The 20,869-nt window shown below is 65.5% G+C and carries 19 protein-coding genes; 10 read left to right on the top strand and 9 right to left on the bottom strand.

What is annotated here, in order from left to right:
- The first annotated feature begins 93 nt into the window (after positions 1 to 93).
- From OPU71_RS16570 to OPU71_RS16540, 7 genes are all read left to right on the top strand, one after another.
- On the top strand, positions 94 to 873 hold the full coding sequence (locus OPU71_RS16570) for a sulfite exporter TauE/SafE family protein (protein ID WP_267729152.1): 780 nt from the start codon (positions 94 to 96) through the stop codon (positions 871 to 873).
- A 29-nt stretch (positions 874 to 902) separates the two neighbouring features.
- Positions 903 to 2,588 carry a nitrite/sulfite reductase gene (locus tag OPU71_RS16565; protein WP_267729150.1) on the top strand — a complete coding sequence of 562 codons (1,686 nt, stop codon included), beginning with the start codon at positions 903 to 905 and terminating at the stop codon, positions 2,586 to 2,588.
- On the top strand, positions 2,581 to 3,180 hold the full coding sequence (locus tag OPU71_RS16560) for a DUF934 domain-containing protein (RefSeq protein WP_267729149.1): 600 nt from the start codon (positions 2,581 to 2,583) through the stop codon (positions 3,178 to 3,180). Before OPU71_RS16565 ends, OPU71_RS16560 begins: the two co-directional genes overlap by 8 nt.
- A gap of 12 nt (positions 3,181 to 3,192) precedes the next feature.
- Positions 3,193 to 3,963 carry a phosphoadenylyl-sulfate reductase gene (locus tag OPU71_RS16555; protein ID WP_267729148.1) on the top strand — a complete coding sequence of 257 codons (771 nt, stop codon included), beginning with the start codon at positions 3,193 to 3,195 and terminating at the stop codon, positions 3,961 to 3,963.
- Positions 3,964 to 3,993: 30 nt separating this feature from the next.
- Complete coding sequence (cysD, locus tag OPU71_RS16550; RefSeq protein WP_267729146.1) at positions 3,994 to 4,908, top strand: sulfate adenylyltransferase subunit CysD; 915 nt, start codon at positions 3,994 to 3,996, stop codon at positions 4,906 to 4,908.
- 155 nt (positions 4,909 to 5,063) lie between these two features.
- Positions 5,064 to 6,359, top strand: a complete 1,296-nt coding sequence (locus OPU71_RS16545; protein WP_267729144.1) for a sulfate adenylyltransferase subunit 1 — start codon at positions 5,064 to 5,066, stop codon at positions 6,357 to 6,359.
- 166 nt (positions 6,360 to 6,525) lie between these two features.
- On the top strand, positions 6,526 to 7,419 hold the full coding sequence (locus OPU71_RS16540) for a hypothetical protein (RefSeq protein WP_267729143.1): 894 nt from the start codon (positions 6,526 to 6,528) through the stop codon (positions 7,417 to 7,419).
- On the opposite strand, the gene OPU71_RS16535 is transcribed toward OPU71_RS16540, so the two are convergent.
- The 4 genes from OPU71_RS16535 to OPU71_RS16520 all read right to left on the bottom strand — a co-directional run bounded on the left by OPU71_RS16535 (position 7,416) and on the right by OPU71_RS16520 (position 11,550).
- Positions 7,416 to 8,204: a substrate-binding periplasmic protein gene (locus tag OPU71_RS16535; RefSeq protein ID WP_267729142.1), complete on the bottom strand. Its 789-nt coding sequence runs from the start codon at positions 8,202 to 8,204 to the stop codon at positions 7,416 to 7,418. The genes OPU71_RS16540 and OPU71_RS16535 overlap by 4 nt on opposite strands.
- 531 nt (positions 8,205 to 8,735) lie before the next feature.
- Complete coding sequence (locus tag OPU71_RS16530; RefSeq protein WP_267729141.1) at positions 8,736 to 9,599, bottom strand: CPBP family intramembrane glutamic endopeptidase; 864 nt, start codon at positions 9,597 to 9,599, stop codon at positions 8,736 to 8,738.
- A 5-nt stretch (positions 9,600 to 9,604) separates the two neighbouring features.
- The gene (locus tag OPU71_RS16525) at positions 9,605 to 10,249 is read right to left on the bottom strand and encodes an HAD family hydrolase (RefSeq protein WP_267729139.1); all 645 of its coding nucleotides are present in this window, start codon (positions 10,247 to 10,249) and stop codon (positions 9,605 to 9,607) included.
- Between the two features lie 2 nt (positions 10,250 to 10,251).
- Positions 10,252 to 11,550 carry a tryptophan--tRNA ligase gene (locus OPU71_RS16520; protein ID WP_267729137.1) on the bottom strand — a complete coding sequence of 433 codons (1,299 nt, stop codon included), beginning with the start codon at positions 11,548 to 11,550 and terminating at the stop codon, positions 10,252 to 10,254.
- A gap of 259 nt (positions 11,551 to 11,809) precedes the next feature.
- Between OPU71_RS16520 and OPU71_RS16515 the strand changes: the two genes are divergently transcribed.
- The 3 genes from OPU71_RS16515 (at position 11,810) to OPU71_RS16505 (ending at position 15,821) form a co-directional block, all read left to right on the top strand.
- Positions 11,810 to 12,247, top strand: coding sequence for an FKBP-type peptidyl-prolyl cis-trans isomerase (locus OPU71_RS16515; protein WP_324256082.1), 438 nt, complete (start codon positions 11,810 to 11,812; stop codon positions 12,245 to 12,247).
- Between the two features lie 135 nt (positions 12,248 to 12,382).
- On the top strand, positions 12,383 to 14,752 hold the full coding sequence (locus OPU71_RS16510; protein WP_267729136.1) for an ATP-binding protein: 2,370 nt from the start codon (positions 12,383 to 12,385) through the stop codon (positions 14,750 to 14,752).
- A gap of 37 nt (positions 14,753 to 14,789) precedes the next feature.
- Complete coding sequence (locus tag OPU71_RS16505) at positions 14,790 to 15,821, top strand: HD domain-containing phosphohydrolase (protein ID WP_267729135.1); 1,032 nt, start codon at positions 14,790 to 14,792, stop codon at positions 15,819 to 15,821.
- Between the two features lie 9 nt (positions 15,822 to 15,830).
- Here the strand turns inward: OPU71_RS16505 and gloA are convergent, their stop codons facing one another.
- From gloA to glyS, 5 genes are all read right to left on the bottom strand, one after another.
- Entirely contained in the window at positions 15,831 to 16,217 is a 387-nt protein-coding gene (gloA, locus tag OPU71_RS16500; protein WP_267729133.1) for a lactoylglutathione lyase, read from the bottom strand.
- A gap of 104 nt (positions 16,218 to 16,321) precedes the next feature.
- Positions 16,322 to 17,092, bottom strand: coding sequence for a M48 family metallopeptidase (locus OPU71_RS16495; RefSeq protein WP_267729132.1), 771 nt, complete (start codon positions 17,090 to 17,092; stop codon positions 16,322 to 16,324).
- A gap of 25 nt (positions 17,093 to 17,117) precedes the next feature.
- Positions 17,118 to 17,900, bottom strand: coding sequence for a lysophospholipid acyltransferase family protein (locus OPU71_RS16490; protein WP_267729131.1), 783 nt, complete (start codon positions 17,898 to 17,900; stop codon positions 17,118 to 17,120).
- Positions 17,897 to 18,430 (bottom strand): D-glycero-beta-D-manno-heptose 1,7-bisphosphate 7-phosphatase, encoded by a 534-nt coding sequence (gene gmhB / locus OPU71_RS16485; protein WP_267729129.1) that lies wholly within the window; start codon positions 18,428 to 18,430, stop codon positions 17,897 to 17,899. Before gmhB ends, OPU71_RS16490 begins: the two co-directional genes overlap by 4 nt.
- 195 nt (positions 18,431 to 18,625) lie before the next feature.
- Positions 18,626 to 20,707, bottom strand: a complete 2,082-nt coding sequence (gene glyS, locus OPU71_RS16480) for a glycine--tRNA ligase subunit beta (protein WP_267729127.1) — start codon at positions 20,705 to 20,707, stop codon at positions 18,626 to 18,628.
- Positions 20,708 to 20,869 lie beyond the last annotated feature (162 nt).

The following is a 20,869-nucleotide window of genomic DNA, read 5'->3' as shown; positions in this document are numbered from 1 at the left end:
TAACGAATTGTTCTTAGAGTCTAACACGGCGTCAGATAACGGAATTAGCCACTCCGCTAAGATCGGCCCTCGATTCCAGCCCCTGCTCAAGTCATGGATATTGCCTACACCGTTGCCGGTTTTGCCGTTGGCGCCATCGTCGGATTGACCGGCGTCGGCGGTGGCTCGCTCATGACGCCCTTGCTGGTGCTGCTGTTCGGCATCCACCCCTCGGTCGCGGTCGGCACCGATCTGCTCTACGCCGCCATCACCAAGGCCGGCGGCACCGTGGCGCACAACCTCAAGGGTACGGTGGACTGGAAGATCACCGGATCGCTCGCCGCCGGCAGCCTGCCCGCGGCCGTGCTGACGCTGTTCATCATCGGCACCTACTTCCCTGGCGGCATCGGCGGCGCGTCGCACATCATTTCAGTGTCGCTCGGCGTGGCCCTGGTGCTGACCGCCATCGCCCTCATCTTCCGCCACCGCATCCAGGCCTTTTCGCTCTCGCACCACGGCGCCGAACGCGATCCGCGCGTGACGACCACCCTCACCGTCATCACCGGCTTCATCCTCGGCGTGCTGGTGTCGATCTCGTCGGTCGGCGCCGGGGCGCTGGGCGTGACGGCACTATTCTTCCTGTACCCGCGCATGGCCTCGGTGCGCATCGTCGGGTCCGACATCGCGCACGCCGTGCCGCTCACGCTGGTCGCCGGCCTGGGCCACTGGTGGCTGGGCAGCGTCGACTGGTCCTTGCTCGGCAGCCTGCTGATCGGTTCGCTGCCGGGCATCTGGCTCGGCAGCCACATTTCGGCGAAAGTGCCCGAAAAATTCCTGCGCCCGGCGCTCGCGGTGATGCTGGTGCTGGTGGGCACCAAGCTGATCGCGCACTGATTTCCTCAATTCCAACAGAGAGATTCACGATGTACCGCTACGACCAATACGACCAGCGCATCGTTGACGAGCGCGTCGCGCAGTACCGCGACCAGACCCGTCGCTATCTAGCCGGCGAGCTGAGCGACGACGAGTTCCGCCCGCTGCGCCTGCAGAACGGCCTCTACATCCAGCGCCAGGCACCGATGCTGCGCGTGGCGATTCCCTACGGCCTGCTCGCCAGCCGCCAGTTGCGCAAGCTCGCCGAAATCGCCCGCAAGTTCGACCGCGGCTACGCGCACTTTTCGACGCGGCAGAACATCCAGTACAACTGGCCCAGGCTCGAAGACACGCCGGACATCCTGGCCGAGCTTGCCAGCGTGGAGATGCACGCGATCCAGACTTCCGGCAACTGCATCCGCAACATCACCACCGATCAGTTCGCCGGCGTGGCGCCGGACGAAGTGGTCGACCCGCGCGCGCTGGCCGAGATCCTGCGCCAGTGGAGCACCTTCCACCCCGAGTTCGCCGCGCTGCCGCGCAAGTTCAAGATTGCGGTGAACGGCGCGCAGAGCGATCGCGCAGTGGTCCGCGTGCACGACATCGGGCTTGAGTTCCTGCGCAACGAAGCGGGCGAACTGGTCGTAAAGGTCTGGGTGGGTGGCGGATTGGGGCGCACGCCGATCATCGGCCAGGTGATCCATGACGCACTGCCCTGGCAACACGTCATCACCTACTGCGAGGCAATCCTGCGAGTCTACAACCGCTACGGCCGCCGCGACAACGCCTACAAGGCGCGCATCAAGATCCTGGTGAAGGCGCTGGGCATTGAGGCGTTCAAGCACCAGGTCGAAGAAGAATGGGCTTTCTCGAAGGACGGCCCGGGCACGCTGACGCAGGCTGAACTCGATCGCGTGAGTGCGTACTTCGTGCCGCACGCCTACGACAAGCTGGCCGACTGTGACCCGGACTTCAACGAAAAAGCCGCGACCCACCCGGCCTTCGCCGCGTGGCTCAAGCGCTGCACGCATCCGCACAAGGTCCCCGGCTATCGCGCCGTCACACTGTCGTTGAAGAAAACCGGCATCGCGCCGGGCGACGCCACCGCCGACCAGATGGACATCGTCGCCAACCTGGCCGACCAGTACAGCTTCGGCGAGCTGCGGGTATCGCACGAACAGAACCTGATCCTGGCCGACGTCAAGCTCAGCGCGCTTTTCGATCTGTGGCAGACCGCTCGCGCCGCCGGCCTGGCAACGCCGAACATCGGCCTGCTGACCGACATCATCTGCTGCCCCGGCGGCGACTTCTGTTCGCTGGCCAACGCCAAGAGCATCCCGATCGCGCAGGCGATCCAGGAGCGCTTTGACAACCTCGACTTCCTGTTCGATCTGGGCGACATCGAACTGAACATCTCCGGCTGCATGAACAGCTGTGGTCACCACCATGTTGGCCACATCGGCATCCTCGGCGTCGATAAGGACGGCTCGGAGTGGTACCAGATCTCGCTCGGCGGCTCACAGGGCAACGAGACCACGCTCGCCAGCGTGATCGGCCGAGCCTTCGCAGCGGCTGACGTGCCCGACGTCATCAGCAAGATCATCGACGTTTACGTCGAGCAGCGCGAAGGCGATGAGCCCTTCATCGATGTCGTGCGCCGCCTCGGGCTGGACCCATTCAAGGCCCGCGTCTATGGCGCACCGGCCACCGCAAAGAAGGAGCTTGCGAATGTCTAATCTGATCAAGAACGGCGCCATCGTCGCCGACACCTGGACGCTGGTGCCCTACCCCGCGATCGACGAAACCGTGCAGAAGCAGGCCGGCAAGGTGGTGCAATTCAAGGTCACCGGCACCGAAGCGGCCTCGCCCGAACTGATTGCACAGGTGCAGATCCCCGCCGGGCAGGTGATCGTGCCGCTGACGGTGTTCCGTGCCCGCAAGGATGAACTTGCCCCGCGGATCGCAGCGGGCGAGATCGGCGTATGGCTGGAAAGCTTCGAATTGGTCGAAGACCTCGTTGCGTCGATCGACGATATCAACACGCTGCCGCTGATCGCCTACGACTTTCCGAAATTCGTCGATGGCCGCGGTTTTTCTGCCGCCACGCTGCTGCGCACCCGCTACGGCTACAAGAACGAACTGCGCGCGATTGGCGATGTGCTGCGCGACAAGCTCTACTTCATGAAGCGCTGCGGCTTCGACGCCTACCAGATCCGCGCCGACCGTTCGGCCGAAGACGCGCTCGCCAGCCTGCGCGACTTCAGCGAGCCCTACCAGGGCGCCGTGGATGAGCCGCTACCGGTGTGGCGCCGCCACGCCCGCGCTTGAGCGGAGCCCGCGATGAGTGAGACGGTTTCCTTCCTCAAGCCACGCGCGAAGAACCCGGCCACCTCGCCGGCGCTCACCGACGAGTTGCGCACCACGATTGCGGTCAAGCGTGCGCGCACGCTCGAACTGCTGCGGGCGGCGGTCGAAGAGTTCGGCGCCGACGGCCGTGTGACCTTCGCCAACAGCTTTGGCGCCGAAGACATGGTGATCACCGACCTGATCCTCGCCGAGCGTCTGCCGATCGAGATTTTCTCGCTCGACACCGGCCGGCTGCCGGCAGAGACCTACACGCTGATGGGCGAGGTCGAGAAGCGCTACAACACCAAACTCAAGGTGTTCTTCCCCGACGCCACGGCGGTCGAACAGTACGTTCGCAGCGAAGGCATCAACGCCTTCTACGACTCGGTTGAACTGCGCAAGGCCTGCTGCGGCATCCGAAAAGTCGAACCGCTGCGCCGCGCCCTCGCCGGCAAGGGCGCATGGATCACCGGCCTGCGCGCCGCGCAAAGCACCACCCGCACCGAACTCGCTCCACGCGAATTCGATGCCGGCAACGCGCTGGAGAAATTCAACCCGCTGTTCGACTGGAGCGAAGAGCAGGTCTGGGCCTACATCCGCATCCACGAGTTGCCCTACAACGCACTGCACGATCAGTTCTACCCCAGCATCGGCTGCGCACCCTGCACCCGATCCATCGCAGTGGGCGAGGATGTCCGCGCCGGGCGCTGGTGGTGGGAGAATCCCGAATCCAAAGAGTGCGGCCTGCACGTCAAGAAATCCTGAGCGCCAAGCGCTCAAGCTGAAAGCAAACGAATGAGTACGCTGACCAAACAAACGCTGTCGCACCTCGACTGGCTCGAAGCCGAAGCCATCCACATCATGCGCGAGGTCGCCGGCCAGTGCGAACGCCCGGTGCTGCTGTTCTCGGGCGGCAAGGATTCGATCTGTCTGCTGCGGATCGCCGAGAAGGCCTTCCGCCCCGGCCGCTTCCCCTTCCCGCTGATGCACATCGACACTGGCCACAACTACAAGGAAGTCACCGACTTCCGCGACAAGCGCGCCGCCGAGCTGGGCGAGCGCCTGATCGTGCGCTCGGTGGAAGACTCGATGAAGCGCGGCTCGGTGGTGCTCAAGTCGGCCGACGAATCGCGCAACAAGCACCAGTCGGTGACCCTGCTCGAAGCGATCGCCGAGTTCGAGTTCGACGCCTGCATCGGTGGCGCCCGCCGCGATGAAGAGAAGGCCCGTGCGAAAGAACGCGTGATGAGCTTCCGCGACGAGTTCGGCCAGTGGGACCCGAAGAACCAGCGCCCCGAGCTGTGGAACCTCTACAACGCTCGCGCCTTCAAGGGTGAGAACATCCGCGCCTTCCCGATCAGCAACTGGACCGAGATGGACGTATGGCAGTACATCGAGCGCGAGAAGCTCGAACTGCCGTCGATCTACTTCGCGCACAAACGGCCGGTGGTACGCAAGGGCGCGCTGCTGCAGCCAGTGACCGAGCTGACGCCGGCCAAGCCGGGCGACGTGGTCGAAGAAGTGCTGGTCCGCTTCCGTACCGTCGGCGACATCACCTGCACCGCGCCGGTCGAATCGGATGCGACGACGGTCGAGCAGATCGTCATCGAAACCGCGACCACCACGATCACCGAACGCGGCGCCACGCGGCTGGACGACCAGACCTCGGAAGCCTCGATGGAGCAACGCAAAAAAGAAGGCTACTTCTGATCGACGACGAATAGTCCTGTTGCGCGCACCGATCCCGCGCCTGCGATGCTCGCCGTACCGGATGTACGGCTGCGCTTCTCGCCACGGCCTCGGCGCGCTCGCGACGGACTCTTCACCATCGAACGCGTCGGTCACTGAATGAAAGAACTTTGAGAATGTCCGCCATGGAACACATCCCGACTCAAGAAAACGGCCTGCTGCGCTTCATGACCTGCGGCAGCGTCGACGACGGCAAGAGCACGCTGATCGGCCGCCTGCTGTACGACACCAAGGCGATCCTCGCCGATGCGCTGACCGCGATCGAGAAGACCTCGAAGAAGCGCGGCCATGAAGTGGTCGACCTCTCGCTGCTGACCGACGGCCTGCAGGCCGAGCGCGAACAGGGCATCACGATCGACGTCGCCTACCGCTACTTCGCCACCGGCACGCGCAAGTACATCATCGCCGACGCGCCGGGCCACGAGCAGTACACCCGCAACATGGTCACCGCGGCCTCCACCGCGAACCTCGCGATCATCATGATCGACGCGCGCAAGGGCGTGCTCGCGCAGACCCGCCGCCACAGCTACATCACGCACCTTGTGGGCATTCCGCACCTGGTCGTGGCGGTGAACAAGATGGACCTGGTCGACTACGACCAGGCCACTTACGAGCGCATCTGCGCCGAGTACCGCGCCTTCGCCGACAAGATGGGCCTCACCGCGCAGGGCTTTGATGTGCGCTTCATCCCGGTGTCCGCGCTGGCCGGCGACAACATCGTCGACCGCAGCGAAGCGATGCCCTGGTACGAAGGCCCGACCCTGCTCGATATCCTCGAAACCGCGCCGCCCGCCGGCACGCACGAGCGCAGTGAATCCTTCCGCTTCCCGGTGCAATACGTGATCCGCCCGCAGGCCTCGGACGACCCCGAGCTGCACGATTACCGCGGCTTCGCGGGGCGTGTCGAATCGGGCACCGTGCAGGCGGGCGATGCCGTCACCGTGCTGCCCTCGGGCATCGAATCGCGCGTCAAGGCGGTGCACATCGGTGGCGAAGCGATCGAGGTTGGCCACACCGAACAGTCGGTCACGCTGCTGCTTGAAGACGAGGTGGACATCTCGCGCGGCGACATGATCGTCAAGTCCGGCAATGCACCGGAAGCGAAGAAGGAACTGCGCGCGATGCTGTGCTGGCTCTCCGAGACGCCGCTCTCGCCCGCCCGCACCTACCTGATCCGCCACACCTCGCGCACCGTCAAGGCCAAGCTCTCGGGCATCGCCTACAAGGTGGACATCAACTCGCAAGCGCATGTCGAGGCCACCCAGCTGGCGGTGAACGACATCGCCGAGGTCGGCTTCAAGCTCGCCCAGCCGATCTTCGCCGACCCCTACACCAGCAACCGCGAAACGGGCGCCTTCATCGTCGTCGATGAGTCGACCAACAACACCGTTGGCGCAGGGATGGTGCTGTAAAAAGGCGCCCAAGCAGGCCATTCAAAGGGCTGTCGTCCGACAGCCCTTTGCTTTTGCGCATGGCACAAACGCCCGGCACGGACTGCGCATTTCGTAAAACTAGGCGCACAATCCGGCGCAATCGCCACCGCTCGGTAGCTGCCCACTCGAAAACCACGCGATATTCATGGTCTCCCGGCTCATCCTGCTGCTTGCTGCCGCAATCGTCTGCGCGACTGCACAGGGCGGCGAAATCCGCTTTCCCGGTGGCGATACGCCGGAGGACAAGCGCTGGGACTTCGTGCTCGAAATCCTCGCGCTCGCCTTGCAGAAAGCGCCGGGCAAAGACAACGAGGCCGACCGGATCATCCGCCTCCCCGCTCAAATGCAGGCGCGGCGCATTGCCGAACTCAGTGCGGGCGAGCTGGATGTCGCCGTCGCGGTCGGCTCCAAGGAGCTGCAGGAGAAGCCGGTGCTCTTCATCCCGCTGCCTTTGCAGCGCGGCATGCTGGGCTGGCGTTTGCTGATGGCGAATGCTGCGGGCGCCGCGAAACTCGCCAAGGTCAACTCGATCGAGGAACTGCGCCCGCTGCGATTGGGGTTCGTGCGGACCTTCGCCGACTACCCCGCGATGCATATGAATCGCCTCACCGTGATCGACGGTGCTGACTACCAAGGCATGTTCAGGATGCTGTCGGCCGGCCGCATGGACTACCTGTCGCGTGGCGTCGGTGAAGTATTCGACGAGCACGCCACGCTACTCGCGCGGGGCGTCAGGGGGATTGAGATCGACCCGCACCTTGCGCTTCATTACCGCGCCGACTGGTTTTTCATCGTCAGCCCGCGGCGCCGCGATCTGGCCGATCGCATCACGCGCGGGCTTGAGTTGGCGCGTCTGGACGGCAGCTACGAGCGCGCCTTCCAGCGCCACTTCGGGCCGATCTTGGCACGGGCAAGACTCGACGAGCGTCTGGTGATCGAATTGATCAACCCCGACTTCCCCGATCTGGGGACCAAGCTGCCACCGGGGTGGTGGTGGCAGCCGGAAGTGCGCCGCCGCGCCGGCACAGCAAAGCCCTAGGGCTCGCGGCGCAGACTCTTCTCGGCCGCGCGGCGGCCCACATGACGCGCCAGCACTGTTTCAATCGTGCCGTCCTGGCGCATGCGCATCAGTGTCTTCGCAAGCAGGGCCCGATCGGCGGCGCTTACATTGGCGTGCAGCATCGACCAGCCGATCCGGTAGGGCGGGCTCGCCAGCGGCAGGCGGCGAACGCGCCCGTTGATACCAGCCGCCTCGATGCTTCCGGCAAGGAACAGGGGCGTCCCGAAGAAGGCCTGAATCCGGCCGGCGGCCAGCTTGCGTGCGAGCGTGTCCGAGTCGTCCGAGACATCGATCCGGGCCGGGTCCAACTGCGCAAAAAAGGCCTTCACCTCAGGCGGTTCAGCCGCACGCCGCAAGCGGCCAACCAAGGCGTCAGTGCGCGCGGCCAATTGCTCAAGCGCTTCGATCTTGCTGTCGGCAGGCAGCACAAGTTCAACGTCAAGCAAGGCAATCTCGATGAAGTCCCGGTCGCTCGGCCGGGTACCGCCGCGGCTGACATTGCCAAGAATATCCGCCATCTGCTTATCCCCCATGAGAATGAGGCGCTCATGCGGCAGGATCTGAACCGAGAGATGGCAACCGCTGCGTGCCGCCACCTCGGCGGCCAGATCGGGTAAGAAGCCGGCAGGCCTGTCCCCCTGCATGTAGAGGTTACGGCCGCCAGCCGAGCCGAGCACCACGTAAGCCCGCTCGCAGCCCGCGGCGGCCCCTTGCGAGGCCGCACAGCAAACCGCCAGGAAGCCCACCAGACACGCTCTGATCACGACCAGAATGCTCCACGCAGAAACCTCAGGGTAATCATGATCGCGCCTCGCAGCGGGCGGCGTCCAGAGCCGGCCACGCGGCGACACCGCTGACGCCCGCTCAGGGGATCGATCGAGACGGGTTTTCAAGTCGCTTTGCGCAAGTCCGTCAAAGCGGCCAGAGCCTGCAGCTTGGGAGGCGCCACTCCACGGGGCGGACGACTTCACCGCGCGGCAGGCACTCGCTCAAGCCGCCTCGCGGCACCCGCCTGAACATTGCCCTCGCCCCAAGCCTGGCGCGAGCGCCGTCCGAGGCACCTTGAACTTGCCCTCTTTCACCGACTCCTTGTCGGGTCGCGCCAGCGGCATCGAATCGCAGACGCTGCTACCGCGAACGCCAGGTCTGCAGCTGGTGCAGGCGTCATCAAGGTCGACGCCCGCAAGCTCCCGAAACCCGCTGCGCGGGCTCGATGCAAGCCCCCGACCGGTGATCCAGCCTCACGCAAGGGGTGAGCACGGCACCGCCGCCCTGGCTTGATTCGGCAAGACGCGCTAAGGCCCGCCCAGGCGCGGATAGGAGAAGAGGAGAAAGTGCAGCGCGTTCACCGCAAAGTGCACCAGCACCGCCGCCTCGATCCGCCGGGTCCGGGCGTAGGCAATGCCGTAACCGATGCCGGCCAGCGTTGCGATCAGTGCGTAGTGCAGGCCGCCGCCAGCATGGGCTGCGCCGAACAGCACACTGCTTGCCAACACCGGCAGGTACGCAGCGCCGGCGCGCCCGGCCAGCGCCACAGCAAGCCGGTGCTGAATCAGGCCGCGAAAGAAGGCTTCCTCGGCAACACAGGTGAACAGCAAATTCACCGCAAGGAACACCAAGGTAAAGGACGGCAGCTTCGGATCAAACCGAACATAGCCAGCCAGGACAGACCCGCCCGTCACCAGCAGCATCGTCGCCGCCGCAACCAGCATCGTGGGCGGCGCGAGGGCGCGCCAATCCGCCCGAGACTCGCAGCGGCGGCAGAAACTCGCCAGCAAGATCAGCCCCGCCGCGCCGGTATCAAACCGCGCATACAGCGTGAACGGTGTGGAATCGGCGCTCAGGCGCAGCGCGTCAAGCAACAGGGGCGGCGTGAAACCGGGTATCCGATGCAAGGCCAGCGCCAGCGCGAGCAGCGCCGCTGTCAGCATCGCTGCGCCACGCACGCCGGTGCGATCCGCTTGCCGCGCGGCATGCGCGAGTGCCGCGAGCACGCTCAACGCAAGCAGCGCGGCACTGGACAGGGCGCCCCCGGCGAAGCCGCAGGCACAGGCCAGCAGAAAGGGGAAAGGCCAGACCGGCCAGCGGCCGCGAAGCGGCGGCAGCCATACCGCGACAATCGCCAAGCCAAGCAGCAGGTAGGCCAACAGGGTCAGCACGGCATTCAGCCGATCAGCGCCGGCAGTTCCGCCATGCCGGCAAAGGGCGTCGCGCCCAGCGCGCGTATCCGCCCGGCAGGCGTGAAACGCGCAAAGCCGAGCACCCGCATGCCCGCGGCAATCGCGGCGCGGATACCGTTCTCGCTGTCTTCGATCACAACGCAATCGGCGGGCGCCACGCCCATCGTTTTCGCGGCATGCAGGTAGATGTCAGGCGCGGGCTTCGGGCGGGGTACGTCTTCGGCGCCGCTGAAGCAGCGCGCAAAACGCCCGACGAGGCCGGCGTGTTCAAGCCGCAACTGGATCTCGGCATGGCGGCTGTTCGAGGCCAGGCACACCGGAACGCTGCCGCGAACAAGCCCGTCAAGCACCGCCGCAACGCCGGGAATGACCGCTGCCTCGCCGACCGACGCGTCGATCGCCGCATCCACCTGCGCGACGAAATCGGGCGGTGGCGTCCAGCCGTGGCGTGCGGCAAGCGTGCTGACGCGATGGCGCAAGGCTGCGCCGTTGAACTCGCGCAGCGTCGCGTCCGGATCGAGCTGCAGCCCGAACGCCGCCGCATGCTCGATGAGCTTGCGGTTAGCCAGCGGCTCGCTATCGACCAGCACGCCGTCGCAATCGAAGATCACCAGCCGCGGGGCTGCCACGCTCAGTCTTCGGCGAAGCTCGCCAGCGCGGCCGCAATTTCGTCGGCGCTCACGCCTTCGGCGGCCGTCACCGGCGCGCCGGCGAGGGCGGCGGCGCCTTCCTTCTTCAGCTTCGCCACCCACTGGCCGGCATCGCGCCCGCCATCGAAACCTGCGCTCTGCAGTAGCAGGTGGCCCTGCGCAGCAGTGAGCTTGAAGTAGAAGCGGCCATCGGCCTCGCGGTACTGCTTGAACACCGGCTGCGACGCTGCCGCCTTCTCCACCTTGGCAGCCGCTTGTACGGGCGCCGCCATGGTGCGCAGGCCCACCGCCTCACGCAGCTGCGCCAGCAGGGGCGTGGCAATCGCGCGCGCCTTGCGGGCACCTTCCTGCAGCGCGGCTTCGATCTTGGCCGGGTCGGCAATCAACGCTTCGTAGCGCGCGCGCATCGGGCCGATCTCGCGCTCGAGCAGGGCCACCAGGCGCTGCTTGGCTTCACCCCAGGCAAGGCCGGCGCGCAACTCGGCACGGAAGCTCTCGCGCTCGGCCGGCGTGGCAAAGGCATCGTAGATCGCGACGAGGTTCGAGCCTTCCGGTTCCTTCGGCTCGCCGGGCAGGCGCGAATCCGTGACGATCCGTGCGATCGCGTCGCGCAGGCCCTTGGGGCCGCCCTCGAACAACGGAATGGTGTTGTCGTAACTCTTGGACATCTTGCGGCCATCAAGGCCGGGCAGCGTCGCCACCGCCTCGTCCACCACCGCCTCGGGCAGCACGAAGAATTGCTGCCCCTTGCCGAACAGGTGATTGAAGCGCTGCGCCACATCGCGCGCCATCTCGATGTGCTGCACCTGGTCACGCCCCACCGGCACCTTGTTGGCGTTGAACATCAGGATGTCCGCCGCCATCAGGATCGGGTAGCTGAAGAGGCCCATCGTCACGCCATCGTCCGGCTCGTTGCCGGCCAGCTCGTTCTGGTCCACCGAGGCCTTGTAGGCGTGCGCGCGGTTCATCAATCCCTTGGCGGTGACGCAGGTCAGCAGCCAGGTCAGCTCGGGGATCTCGGGGATGTCGCTCTGGCGGTAGAACACGACGCGCGAGGTATCGAGCCCGGCGGCGAGCCAGGTTGCGGCAATCGCCAGACGCGAACGCTCGATGCGGTCCGGGTCGTCGCACTTGATCAGCGCGTGGTAGTCGGCGAGGAAGAAGAAACTCTCGGTCGCCGGTTGCTGGCTGGCCAGGATCGCCGGGCGGATCGCGCCAACGTAATTGCCGAGGTGGGGGGTGCCGGTCGTGGTGATGCCGGTCAGGACTCGCAGACTCATCGATACCGCCTTGGGGAAAATTCGCACACAAAGGCGGCAGTCTACCGAAGCGCGGGCCTGAGTACGAATCACGCCCGCCAAGGTCCGGTCGCTCGGGCCTTTGCACCGGCCGCGCCGGGGCATGGCGCCCCCACGCTGGCGCAAGGTCCGCGCGATCATCGCCGCGCGGCGCCCTGCGAATCCTCTGCAATAACTGGTGAAACACGGCGTAAAGCGCGTCTGTCGTATGCTTCTGCGCTCAACCCCTCGGAGGATACCCGTGAAGTCGATCATCACCCTGCTGGCCGCATTGGCCATCACCCCCGCTTTTGCCGCTGCCGACGCCGGCGCCGAACTGGCTGCCCGCGTGGCGAAGGAGCCGGGCGCGGTCACCACCGCCTCGGGCCTGGTGTTTGTATCGCTGCAAGAGGGCAAAGGCGCCACGCCCAAAGTCACCGACACGGTCAAGGTGCACTACCGCGGCACCCTGCCCGACGGCAAAGAGTTCGACAGCTCTTACGCGCGCAACGAACCGGCGGAATTTCCGCTGACCCGAGTGATCTCGTGCTGGACCGAAGGCGTGCAGAAGATCAAGGTCGGCGGCAAAGCCAAGCTGATTTGCCCGCCGGCAATCGCATACGGGCAGCGCGGCGCGGGCGGCGTGATTCCGCCGAACGCGACGCTTCAGTTTGAAGTGGAGCTGCTCGGCATCAAGTAGCCGTGTCGGCGGGCGCGCCTCTCGCGCTGCGCCCGCCGCCAGTATCGGTTCTGAAGTTTTTTTCGAATCAGACTGAAGTTGGCGCGCCGCGAACCGTAATTACACTCTGGAAGACCTTCCGGCCCGCTGCCGCCCATGCCCAGAAGAAAACGATCGCTGCGCACGTCGATTCTGCTCTTCGTCGCCCTTGGCTTGGCGCTGCCTGCGGTTCTGGCGTGGCCCCTCCTGTATCAAAGCTATCAGGCAGAAGTTGAGCGCCGCATCGCCCTGCAGCTTGATCAGTACGCGAACATCCTCGCCTTCGGCGCGCGCGAACCCCTCTGGAACCTGAGCCCCGACGCGGTGCGTCCGCTGGTTGAAGCGGTTCTGAGTGATCCGGATGTCGTCACCCTCACCATCGTCGATCGCACTGCCGGCGCACTGCTTGAAATCAAGCGCGGGCAGCCCGGCGCCAATGTCAGGCTGACAGCGCGCAAAGTCATCTACAAGGATCGCGAACTGGGCACGGTGAACGTCGGCGTCACCGGCGACACCGTCCGTGCGCAACAGCTCAGGCAAATCAAGGCCTTTGTCGGCACCACGCTGATCCAGCTGGCGCTTGCCGCGGGCCTGATCTTCTGGCTCTTGCGGCGCCGCCTGGTGGCACCACTCGATTCACTGGGCGCTGCGGCCGATGCGCTGGCGCGCGGCCAGCTCGATCAGGAGATCCCGTCGCGCGGCGACGACGAGATCGGGCACCTCGCCAGTCGCCTGGAAGTCACCCGGAAAGAGCTGCTTGGGCTGTTTGCCGACCTTGGCACGCAGAACGACGCGCTCGCCCGCGAACTGGACGAGCGCCAACGCGCAGAAGCCGGGCGGCGCGAGTCGGAAGAGCGCCTTGCCACCGTGTTCGCACTCACGGCCGCCCCGATGTCGGTCACACGCAAGGATGACGGCCTGTTCCTGATGGTGAACCCGGCCTGGGAGCGCACCTTCGGCTACGACCAGGGGCAAGTGATCGGCAAGGTCGCGAGCGACATCAACCTGTGGGTCGATGACAACGACCGGCGCAGCTGCGTCGCCGAGATCAACCAGTACGGGCTGCTTGCCGGGCGCGAAGTGTGGATGCGCAACCGCGACGGCGTCGGCCTGCTGCTTGAAGCCTCGGCCCGCCTGTTCAATGCCGGCGGCGAAGAGCTGCTGGTATGGAATCTGCGCGACATCACGCAAGAGCGCGCCGCCGAAGAGGCCCTGCGCGAAAGCGAGCAGCGATTTGCCGCCCTCTTCCACCATGCCCCGGTGGCGCTGTGCATTGTCGACCTGGAGCATGGCGCCAAGGTGCTTGACCTGAACACCCAGTTCGAACACGAGTTCGGGCGCAGCCTCAGCGACTGCATCGGCACGCCGCTCGAACGCCTGGGCCTGTGGGCCGCACCGGAAGACGCCGAACGCTTCACCGCCATGCACACCGCGACCGACAACCAGGAAAAGGCGAGCGCCTGGTTGCTCGGCAGCGATGGCCGGCGCGGCTGCTACGACATTGCCGGCCGTCATCTCACCCTGCACGGCAGCGCCTGCTTCGTCTGGAGTGCGATCGACGTGACGCCGATCATCAACGCCAAGGCCGAAGTCGAAGACATCAACCGCACGCTCGAAGAGAAGGTCGCCCGCCGCACCCACGACCTTGAATCTGCCAACCGCGAACTGGAGCAATTGCTCAACCGGCTGCAATCAACCCAGAAAGAGCTGGTTCGCAGCGAAAAGCTCGCCAGCCTGGGCCGCCTGGTCGCCGGCATCGCCCACGAACTGAACACCCCGATCGGCAACTGCCTGATGGTGGCCAGCACGCTCGAAGACCAGCGGGTTGAAGTGAGCCGTGCGCTGGAAAGCGGACTGCGGCGCAGCACGCTGACCGATTTTCTCTCCGGGCTGGCCGACGGCAATGACACCTTGCTGCGCAACCTGCACCGGGCGGCCGACCTGGTCTCAAGCTTCAAGCAGGTCGCCGTGGATCAGACCGGCTCGCGCCGCCGCAGCTTCGATTTGCGTGAAATCGCGCGAGAGATCGAAGTCACCCTGGCTCCGACCTTCCGCAAATCCGGCTGCAGTTTCAGCAACGAGATCCCCGAAGGCCTTGAGTTCGACAGCTTCCCCGGCCCGCTCGGCCAAGTCATTACCAACCTGAGCACGAACGCCGTGGCGCATGCCTTCGACCCCGGTGCGGGCGGCCAGATCCGCATCAGCGCCGAGAAAGCGGGTGCCGATTACGTCAAGATCGAGTTCAGCGACAACGGACACGGCATCTCGGCAGAGAACCTGCCGCAGATTTTTGACCCCTTCTTCACCACCAAATTCGGTCAGGGCGGCTCTGGCCTGGGCCTGAACATCGTGTACAACATCGTCACCGGGATGCTGGGCGGCAATGTGCACGTGGAAAGCAGCCCCGGCGCCGGCACCCGCTTCGTGATCACGCTGCCGCGCAATGCCCCGCAGACGCCCGGCGAATCAGAGGCCGAACTCACATGAATGCCGCTGCACCTGCACAACGGAAGAGAGCGCCGCGATGAACGTGGTCATCATCGACGACACGCCGGTTAACCTCGCGCTGATGCAAGCGTTGGTCAGCAGGGTGGGATCGAACGAAACCCATTGCTTCAGTGATCCGGAAGAAGGCCTGGCGCACTGCCTTGCACATGAACCTGACTTGCTGATCGTCGACTACATGATGCCGACGCTCGACGGCCTGGAGCTGATCCGGCGCTTTCGCGGCAATCCGCATGTCGCGGAAGTGCCGATCCTGATGGTGACCGCCGCGCACGAACGAGAAGTGCGCTACATGGCGCTCGAGAGCGGCGCGACCGATTTCCTGTCGAAACCGATCGACAAGAACGAATTCATCCCGCGTGCCCGCAACATGCTGCACCTGCGTGAGCACTCGCTGCGGCTGGCCAACCGCGCCGAAGAGCTGGACAAAGCCGTCAAGCAGGCCACCGCCGACATCCATGCGCGCGAGCGGGAAACCGTCACCCGCCTGGCCAAGGCGGCCGAGTTTCGCGACCCGGAAACCGGCTCGCACATCCAGCGTATGGCGCTGTTCTCGGCGCTGATCGCGCGAGGGCTGGCGCTGGAAGCCAGCACTTGCGAGATGCTGCTCGACGCCGCGCAGATGCATGACGTGGGCAAGCTCGGGACGCCCGATGCGATCCTGCAAAAACCCGGGCGGCTCACGCCGGAAGAGTTCGAAGTGATGAAGCGGCACGCAACAATGGGCTACGACATTCTCAAGAACTCGGCCTCACCCGTGTTGCAGATGGGGGCCGAAATCGCACACACCCATCATGAGAAATTCGACGGCAGCGGCTATCCGCGTGGGCTCAAGGGCGAAGAGATCCCGCTGATCGGCCGCATCGTGGCCGTCGCCGATGTCTTCGATGCGCTTACGTCCTCCCGCCCCTACAAGAAGGCCTGGGAGTTGGAAGACGCCCGCGCCTTCCTTGTGCAAGGGCGCGGCACCCACTTCGACCCGACCTGCGTCGACATCTTTCTGGCGAACTGGCACGAAGTGCTGGAGATCCGCGCCCGCCACGCGGACTGAGCCCGCCGTTCAGGCCTTGCGCTGGATCAGCTCGACCTTGTAGCCATCGGGGTCTTGCACGAAAGCGATCACGGTGGTGCCGTGCTTCATCGGGCCCGCCTCGCGCGTCACGATACCGCCGCGCGCCTTGATCTCGGCACATGCCGCGTAGGCGTCTTCCACCTCAAGCGCAATGTGGCCATAGCCGGAGCCAAGCTCGTACGACTCGACGCCCCAGTTGTGCGTCAGCTCGATCACCGCGCCTTCGCTTTCTTCCTGATAGCCGATGAAGGCCAGCGTGAATTTGCCGTCGGGGTAATCGTTCCGACGCAGCAGGCGCATGCCCAGCACTTCGGTGTAGAACTTGATCGAACGGTCCAGATCGCCAACGCGCAACATGGTGTGGAGGATTCGCATGGGGCTTCCTTTCGGTGAAGTATTAAGAGAGTGGTGAGTCGGGAGTGGGGAGTTCGCGGAGCGGCAGGCCGGGGATCGGTAGCGTCGCGCGGACTCACAGGTGTTCAGATTTCCGGCAGCACATGGCCGCGGGCCTTGAGCTCGGCGCGCGCCTCACGCCACGCCGGGCAAAGCAATTCCACCACAGACCAGAAGCGTGGCGAGTGGTTCATCTCGATCAGGTGCGCGACCTCGTGCGCAACAACATAGTCGATCAACGCGTGCTCAAAGTGGATCAAACGCCAGTTCAGGCGGATGCCGCTGTGCCGGCTGCAACTGCCCCAACGCGTCTTCGCGCCGGTCAGTGAAAGCGCCGGGCGCGGAACATCCGGGTGCGTCATCGCGAGCCGGTGCAGGTATTCGTCCAGCCGACCGCCGAAGTAGTCCAAGGCATGGCGTTGCAGCACCCGCCGCAGCATCAGGCGCGGGTTCTGGCCCGGGCGCAGCGGCAGGTGGAGTTCGCGTTCGAAGTGGCCCTCGATCCAGCGTGCCCGCGCAACGCCGTGCTGCAGGCGAATCGTGCAGGGCAGCCCAAGCACCGGCAGGACCGCTCCATCGACCAGCTCGAAGGGCGCCGGCAGTACGCGCGCTGCGCGCGCATCGAGCTTTTCGATCAGCCAGGCCGCATTCTTGCGGATGAAGGCTTCGGCTTCGGCCAGGGTCGCACGCATCGGTATCGTCACCGTCACGCCGGCGGCGTCCACCTTCATCCCCAGCGTCTTGCGGGCGCTGCGCTTAAGGGTGTAGGCCACCGCACGCGCGCCGAACACGATCTCCCGCAGCTGCGGGGGCGGCGCTGCTGCACCGAGCATGCGCGTCACCGCCCGCGTCAGCATGAGTCAGAGCCCCGCATTGCGCCGCTCAAATACTCACCGTCTGCTGCTTGCGCATGTAGTGGTGCGGAAAGCGGGTGTGCATGGTGGTTTCGATCCAGGCTTCGACCTCGGCATTCACCACCTCAGGGCTTCGCCCTGCCGTTTCGATTGCCGGACCAACGATGATCAGGGCCTCGCCCGGGTACTTGATGAACGCCCTGCGCGGCCACAGCTCGCCGGTGTTAAGCGCCACCGGGACGATCGGCGCGCCCGCGTAGGCGGCCAGGGTCGCGCCCCCCAGTTTGTAGCGGCGGCGCCCACCCACCGGCATGCGCGTGCCCTCCGGGTACACCGACACCCACCAGCCTTCCGACAGACGCCGCGCGCCTTCGAGCTTCACCTGGGTCATCGCATCGGCGCCGCGCGAACGATCAATCGCAATCATCGGCAGCATCGCGAGCCCCCAGCCGAAGAAGGGCAGCCAGTAAAGCTCGCGCTTGAGCACGAAGCTCTGCGGCGGAAACAGCACCGGGAAAAGGATGGTTTCAAGCGCGGACTGATGCTTTGAGAGCACGACCGCGGGCCCTTGCGGCAGGTTCTCCCAGCCTTCGATCCGCCAGCGAATGCCCAGAATGCGCTGGATCATTCGCACATTCACCCGGCACCAGCCCATGATCAGGTGATAGCGACGCTGCGCCGGCAAGGGAAAGCTCAGCACCGCCAGCAGCGCGTAAGGCACGGTCACCAGCAACTGCAGCAACAGGAACAGCGCCGATCGCAGCAAGGGCCCGATCAGCGACAGTGCCGAGCCGTCTGCTGCCGACTTCATGCAATCAGTGCGTCAGTCACCGCGGCCAGATCCGCAAAGACACGGGTGCCCGCCGGCACCTTTGGATCGTTGACCGTGCGTTCACCCTTCCCTGTCAGAACGAGGAACAACTCGCAACCAACCTCTTCGCCCGCAAGCAAGTCACGCAGACTGTCGCCCACCGTCGGCACGCCCTTGAGGTCGACGTTGAAGCGCGCCGAGATCTCGCGCAGCATGCCGGCGCGAGGCTTGCGGCAGTCGCAGGTGGAATCGGCCGGGTGCGGGCAGAAGAAGATGGCATCAATGCGCCCGCCCGCCTGCGCCAGCAGCTTGGTCATCTTTTCGTGGATGGCGTTGAGCGTATCCATGTCGAAAAGACCACGCCCAACGCCGCTCTGGTTCGAGGCCACGACAACACGGTAGCCGGCCTCGTTCAAGCGCGCGATGGCTTCAAGGCTGCCGGGAATCGGCCGCCATTCGTCGGGCGACTTGATGAACTGCGCGGAGTCGATGTTGATGACACCGTCGCGGTCGAGAATGATGAGTTTCATGCGAATTCCAGACGACGTTTGCAGGGCGCCATCCTATCAGGGCCGCACGGTCCGGGGCATGGGCAGACTGTCTGGCAGACGCCGCTGCGGGCGGAACAGCGGGCCGGCCCACGCAAACCCACGCGAGGGCCGGGCGGGCGATTCGCCGAAAAAACAAAGGCGACCCGAAGGTCACCTTGTCCTGACGTGCCGGACTCAGACCGACAGCCGCGAGATGTCCGCCACCGCGTTCATCATGCCGGCCAGTTGCTTGAGCAAGGCCAGACGATTGGCGCGAATCAGCGGCTCGTCGTGGTTGACCATCACCTCCTCGAAGAAGGTATCCACCGCCCCACGCAATTCCGCCAGCGCCTTGAGCGAGCCAGTGTAGTCGGCGTTCTCGATCAGCGAGCGCTGCAGCGGCGCCGCCTCGATCACCGCATGCGCGAGCGCCTTCTCGGCCGGCTCGACCAACAATGCCACGTCAATCTCGCCGATCGCGCCCTCGGCCTTCTTGAGGATATTGACGATGCGCTTGTTGGCCGCGGCCAGCGCCGCCGCTTCCGGCAGCGCGACGAACTCGGCCACCGCGGCGAGCTTGGCCGGCACGTCGGAGACGCGCGCCGGCAGTGCGGCCAGCACCGCATCCACTTGTTCAACCGGCGTGCCCTGTTCGCGCAGCAGATTGCGCAGGCGATCCCCGATGAACTCGACCAGTGCCGGGATCGACTCGGCCGCCTTGTGCTCTGCGGCGAAGCCTACGGCCGCGTCGGCCAGCAAGGCATTGAGTTCAAGCGGCAACTGCGCTTCGATCAGGATGCGCAGCGCACCCAGCGCCGCCCGGCGCAGGCCGAAGGGGTCTTTGTCGCCGGTCGGCTTCTCGCCGATTGCGTAGAAGCCCACCAACGCATCGAGCTTGTCGGCCAGCGCCACCGCGCAGGCCACATTGCCCTGCGGCAGGCTGTCGCCCGCAAAGCGCGGGTGATAGTGCTGCTCGATTGCCTGGGCGACGACCTCGCCCTCGCCGTCGTGGCGGGCGTAGTACTCGCCCATGATGCCCTGCAGCTCGGGGAACTCCCCGACCATCTCGGTCACGAGGTCTGCCTTCGCGAGGCGCGCGGCGCGCTGTGCGGCGGCCACGTCGGCATGCAGGCGCGCGGCGATCTTGCCGGCCAGCGCCTCGATGCGGCCAATGCGGTCCAGCACCGAGCCGAGTTTGTTGTGATAGACCACGTTCGCCAGCCGCGGCAGGCGCGAATCGATCTTGGCCTTGCGGTCGGTGTCGAAGAAGAACTTCGCGTCAGACAGGCGCGCGCGCACCACGCGGGCGTTGCCGCCGGTGATGTTGTCGGCAATGTCGGCCTTGATGTTGGCGACGATGAGGAACTTGTTGATCAGCTTGCCAGCGGCATCCAGAAGCGGGAAGTACTTCTGGTTCTGCTTCATCGTCAGGATCAGGCATTCCTGCGGCACCGCGAGGAATTCCGCTTCGAACTCGCCGACATACACGGTCGGGTGTTCGACCAACGCGGTCACCTCGTCGAGCAGCGCGGCGTCTTCCACCGGGTGCGCGCCCACCTGTGCGGCGGCCTTGGCCAGCTCCTGCGCGATCAGGCTGCGGCGCGCTTCGAACGAGGCCACGACCGAGCCCTTTTCGAACAGCGTGCGGGCGTAAGCCTCGGCCGACTCCACCGTGACCGCACCCTCGCCGAGGAAGCGATGGCCGCGCGTGGTGTTCCCAGCAGCAAGGCCCAGCACTTCACCCGGCACCACACGGCTGCCATGCAGCTGGATCAGGCCATGCACCGGGCGCACGAACTGGTGCGTCGAATCGCCCCAGCGCATCACCTTCGGAATCGGCAGCTTCTTCACCGACTCGCCCACGATACCGGCCAGCACGCTATCGAGCGAAGCGCCCGGCACCGTCATGGTGTGGAAGAAGGTCTCGCTCTTGCCGTCCATCGCACGCTCGAAGCCCGCCACCGCGTCGGCAGAGATGCCCTTCGCTTCGAGCTTCTTCAGCAGCGCAGGCGACGGCGTGCCGTCGGCCGTCAGCGCAACGCTGACCGGCATGATCTTCTCGCGCACCTGCGCATCGGCAGCCTGTGCGGCCACGCCGCTCACGGTGACGGCCAGCCGGCGCGGCGACGCGAAAGCCTGGAACTCGGGGGCAGCGCCGACCAGCTTGTGCGCAACCAGACCCTTGACGATGCCGTCGGCGAAGGCCTCGCCCAATCGCGCAAGCGCCTTGGGGGGCAGTTCTTCAGTCAGCAGTTCTACGAGCAGAGTGTCTTGCATGTTGATCCGGGCACGGCGAGCGCGCCCCTCCAGAATTCGATGTTCGGTGTCGATCAGAGGTCGTGAAGGAATCGTCGCGAGCGGACCGAGGTCGACACGAGAAGCACAGCCGTACTGGAGTACAGCGAGCATCGCAGTGTCGAGATCGGTTCGCGCAGCAGA

The sequence above is a fragment of the Niveibacterium sp. 24ML genome (assembly GCF_026586805.1).
Lineage (GTDB): Bacteria > Pseudomonadota > Gammaproteobacteria > Burkholderiales > Rhodocyclaceae > Niveibacterium.
Note: the sequence above shows the minus strand (reverse complement) of the source record. Positions and strands in the feature narration are given on the sequence as shown.

Coding starts and splice junctions, on each gene's coding strand:
- OPU71_RS16505 (WP_267729135.1), top strand. CDS start 14,790: ATGAACGTGGTCATCATCGACGACACGCCGGTTAACCTCGCGCTGATG.
- gloA (WP_267729133.1), bottom strand. CDS start 16,217: ATGCGAATCCTCCACACCATGTTGCGCGTTGGCGATCTGGACCGTTCG.
- cysD (WP_267729146.1), top strand. CDS start 3,994: ATGAGTACGCTGACCAAACAAACGCTGTCGCACCTCGACTGGCTCGAA.
- OPU71_RS16570 (WP_267729152.1), top strand. CDS start 94: ATGGATATTGCCTACACCGTTGCCGGTTTTGCCGTTGGCGCCATCGTC.
- OPU71_RS16510 (WP_267729136.1), top strand. CDS start 12,383: ATGCCCAGAAGAAAACGATCGCTGCGCACGTCGATTCTGCTCTTCGTC.
- OPU71_RS16555 (WP_267729148.1), top strand. CDS start 3,193: ATGAGTGAGACGGTTTCCTTCCTCAAGCCACGCGCGAAGAACCCGGCC.
- glyS (WP_267729127.1), bottom strand. CDS start 20,707: ATGCAAGACACTCTGCTCGTAGAACTGCTGACTGAAGAACTGCCCCCC.
- OPU71_RS16540 (WP_267729143.1), top strand. CDS start 6,526: ATGGTCTCCCGGCTCATCCTGCTGCTTGCTGCCGCAATCGTCTGCGCG.
- OPU71_RS16520 (WP_267729137.1), bottom strand. CDS start 11,550: ATGAGTCTGCGAGTCCTGACCGGCATCACCACGACCGGCACCCCCCAC.
- OPU71_RS16545 (WP_267729144.1), top strand. CDS start 5,064: ATGTCCGCCATGGAACACATCCCGACTCAAGAAAACGGCCTGCTGCGC.
- gmhB (WP_267729129.1), bottom strand. CDS start 18,430: ATGAAACTCATCATTCTCGACCGCGACGGTGTCATCAACATCGACTCC.
- OPU71_RS16560 (WP_267729149.1), top strand. CDS start 2,581: ATGTCTAATCTGATCAAGAACGGCGCCATCGTCGCCGACACCTGGACG.
- OPU71_RS16490 (WP_267729131.1), bottom strand. CDS start 17,900: ATGAAGTCGGCAGCAGACGGCTCGGCACTGTCGCTGATCGGGCCCTTG.
- OPU71_RS16565 (WP_267729150.1), top strand. CDS start 903: ATGTACCGCTACGACCAATACGACCAGCGCATCGTTGACGAGCGCGTC.
- OPU71_RS16495 (WP_267729132.1), bottom strand. CDS start 17,092: ATGCTGACGCGGGCGGTGACGCGCATGCTCGGTGCAGCAGCGCCGCCC.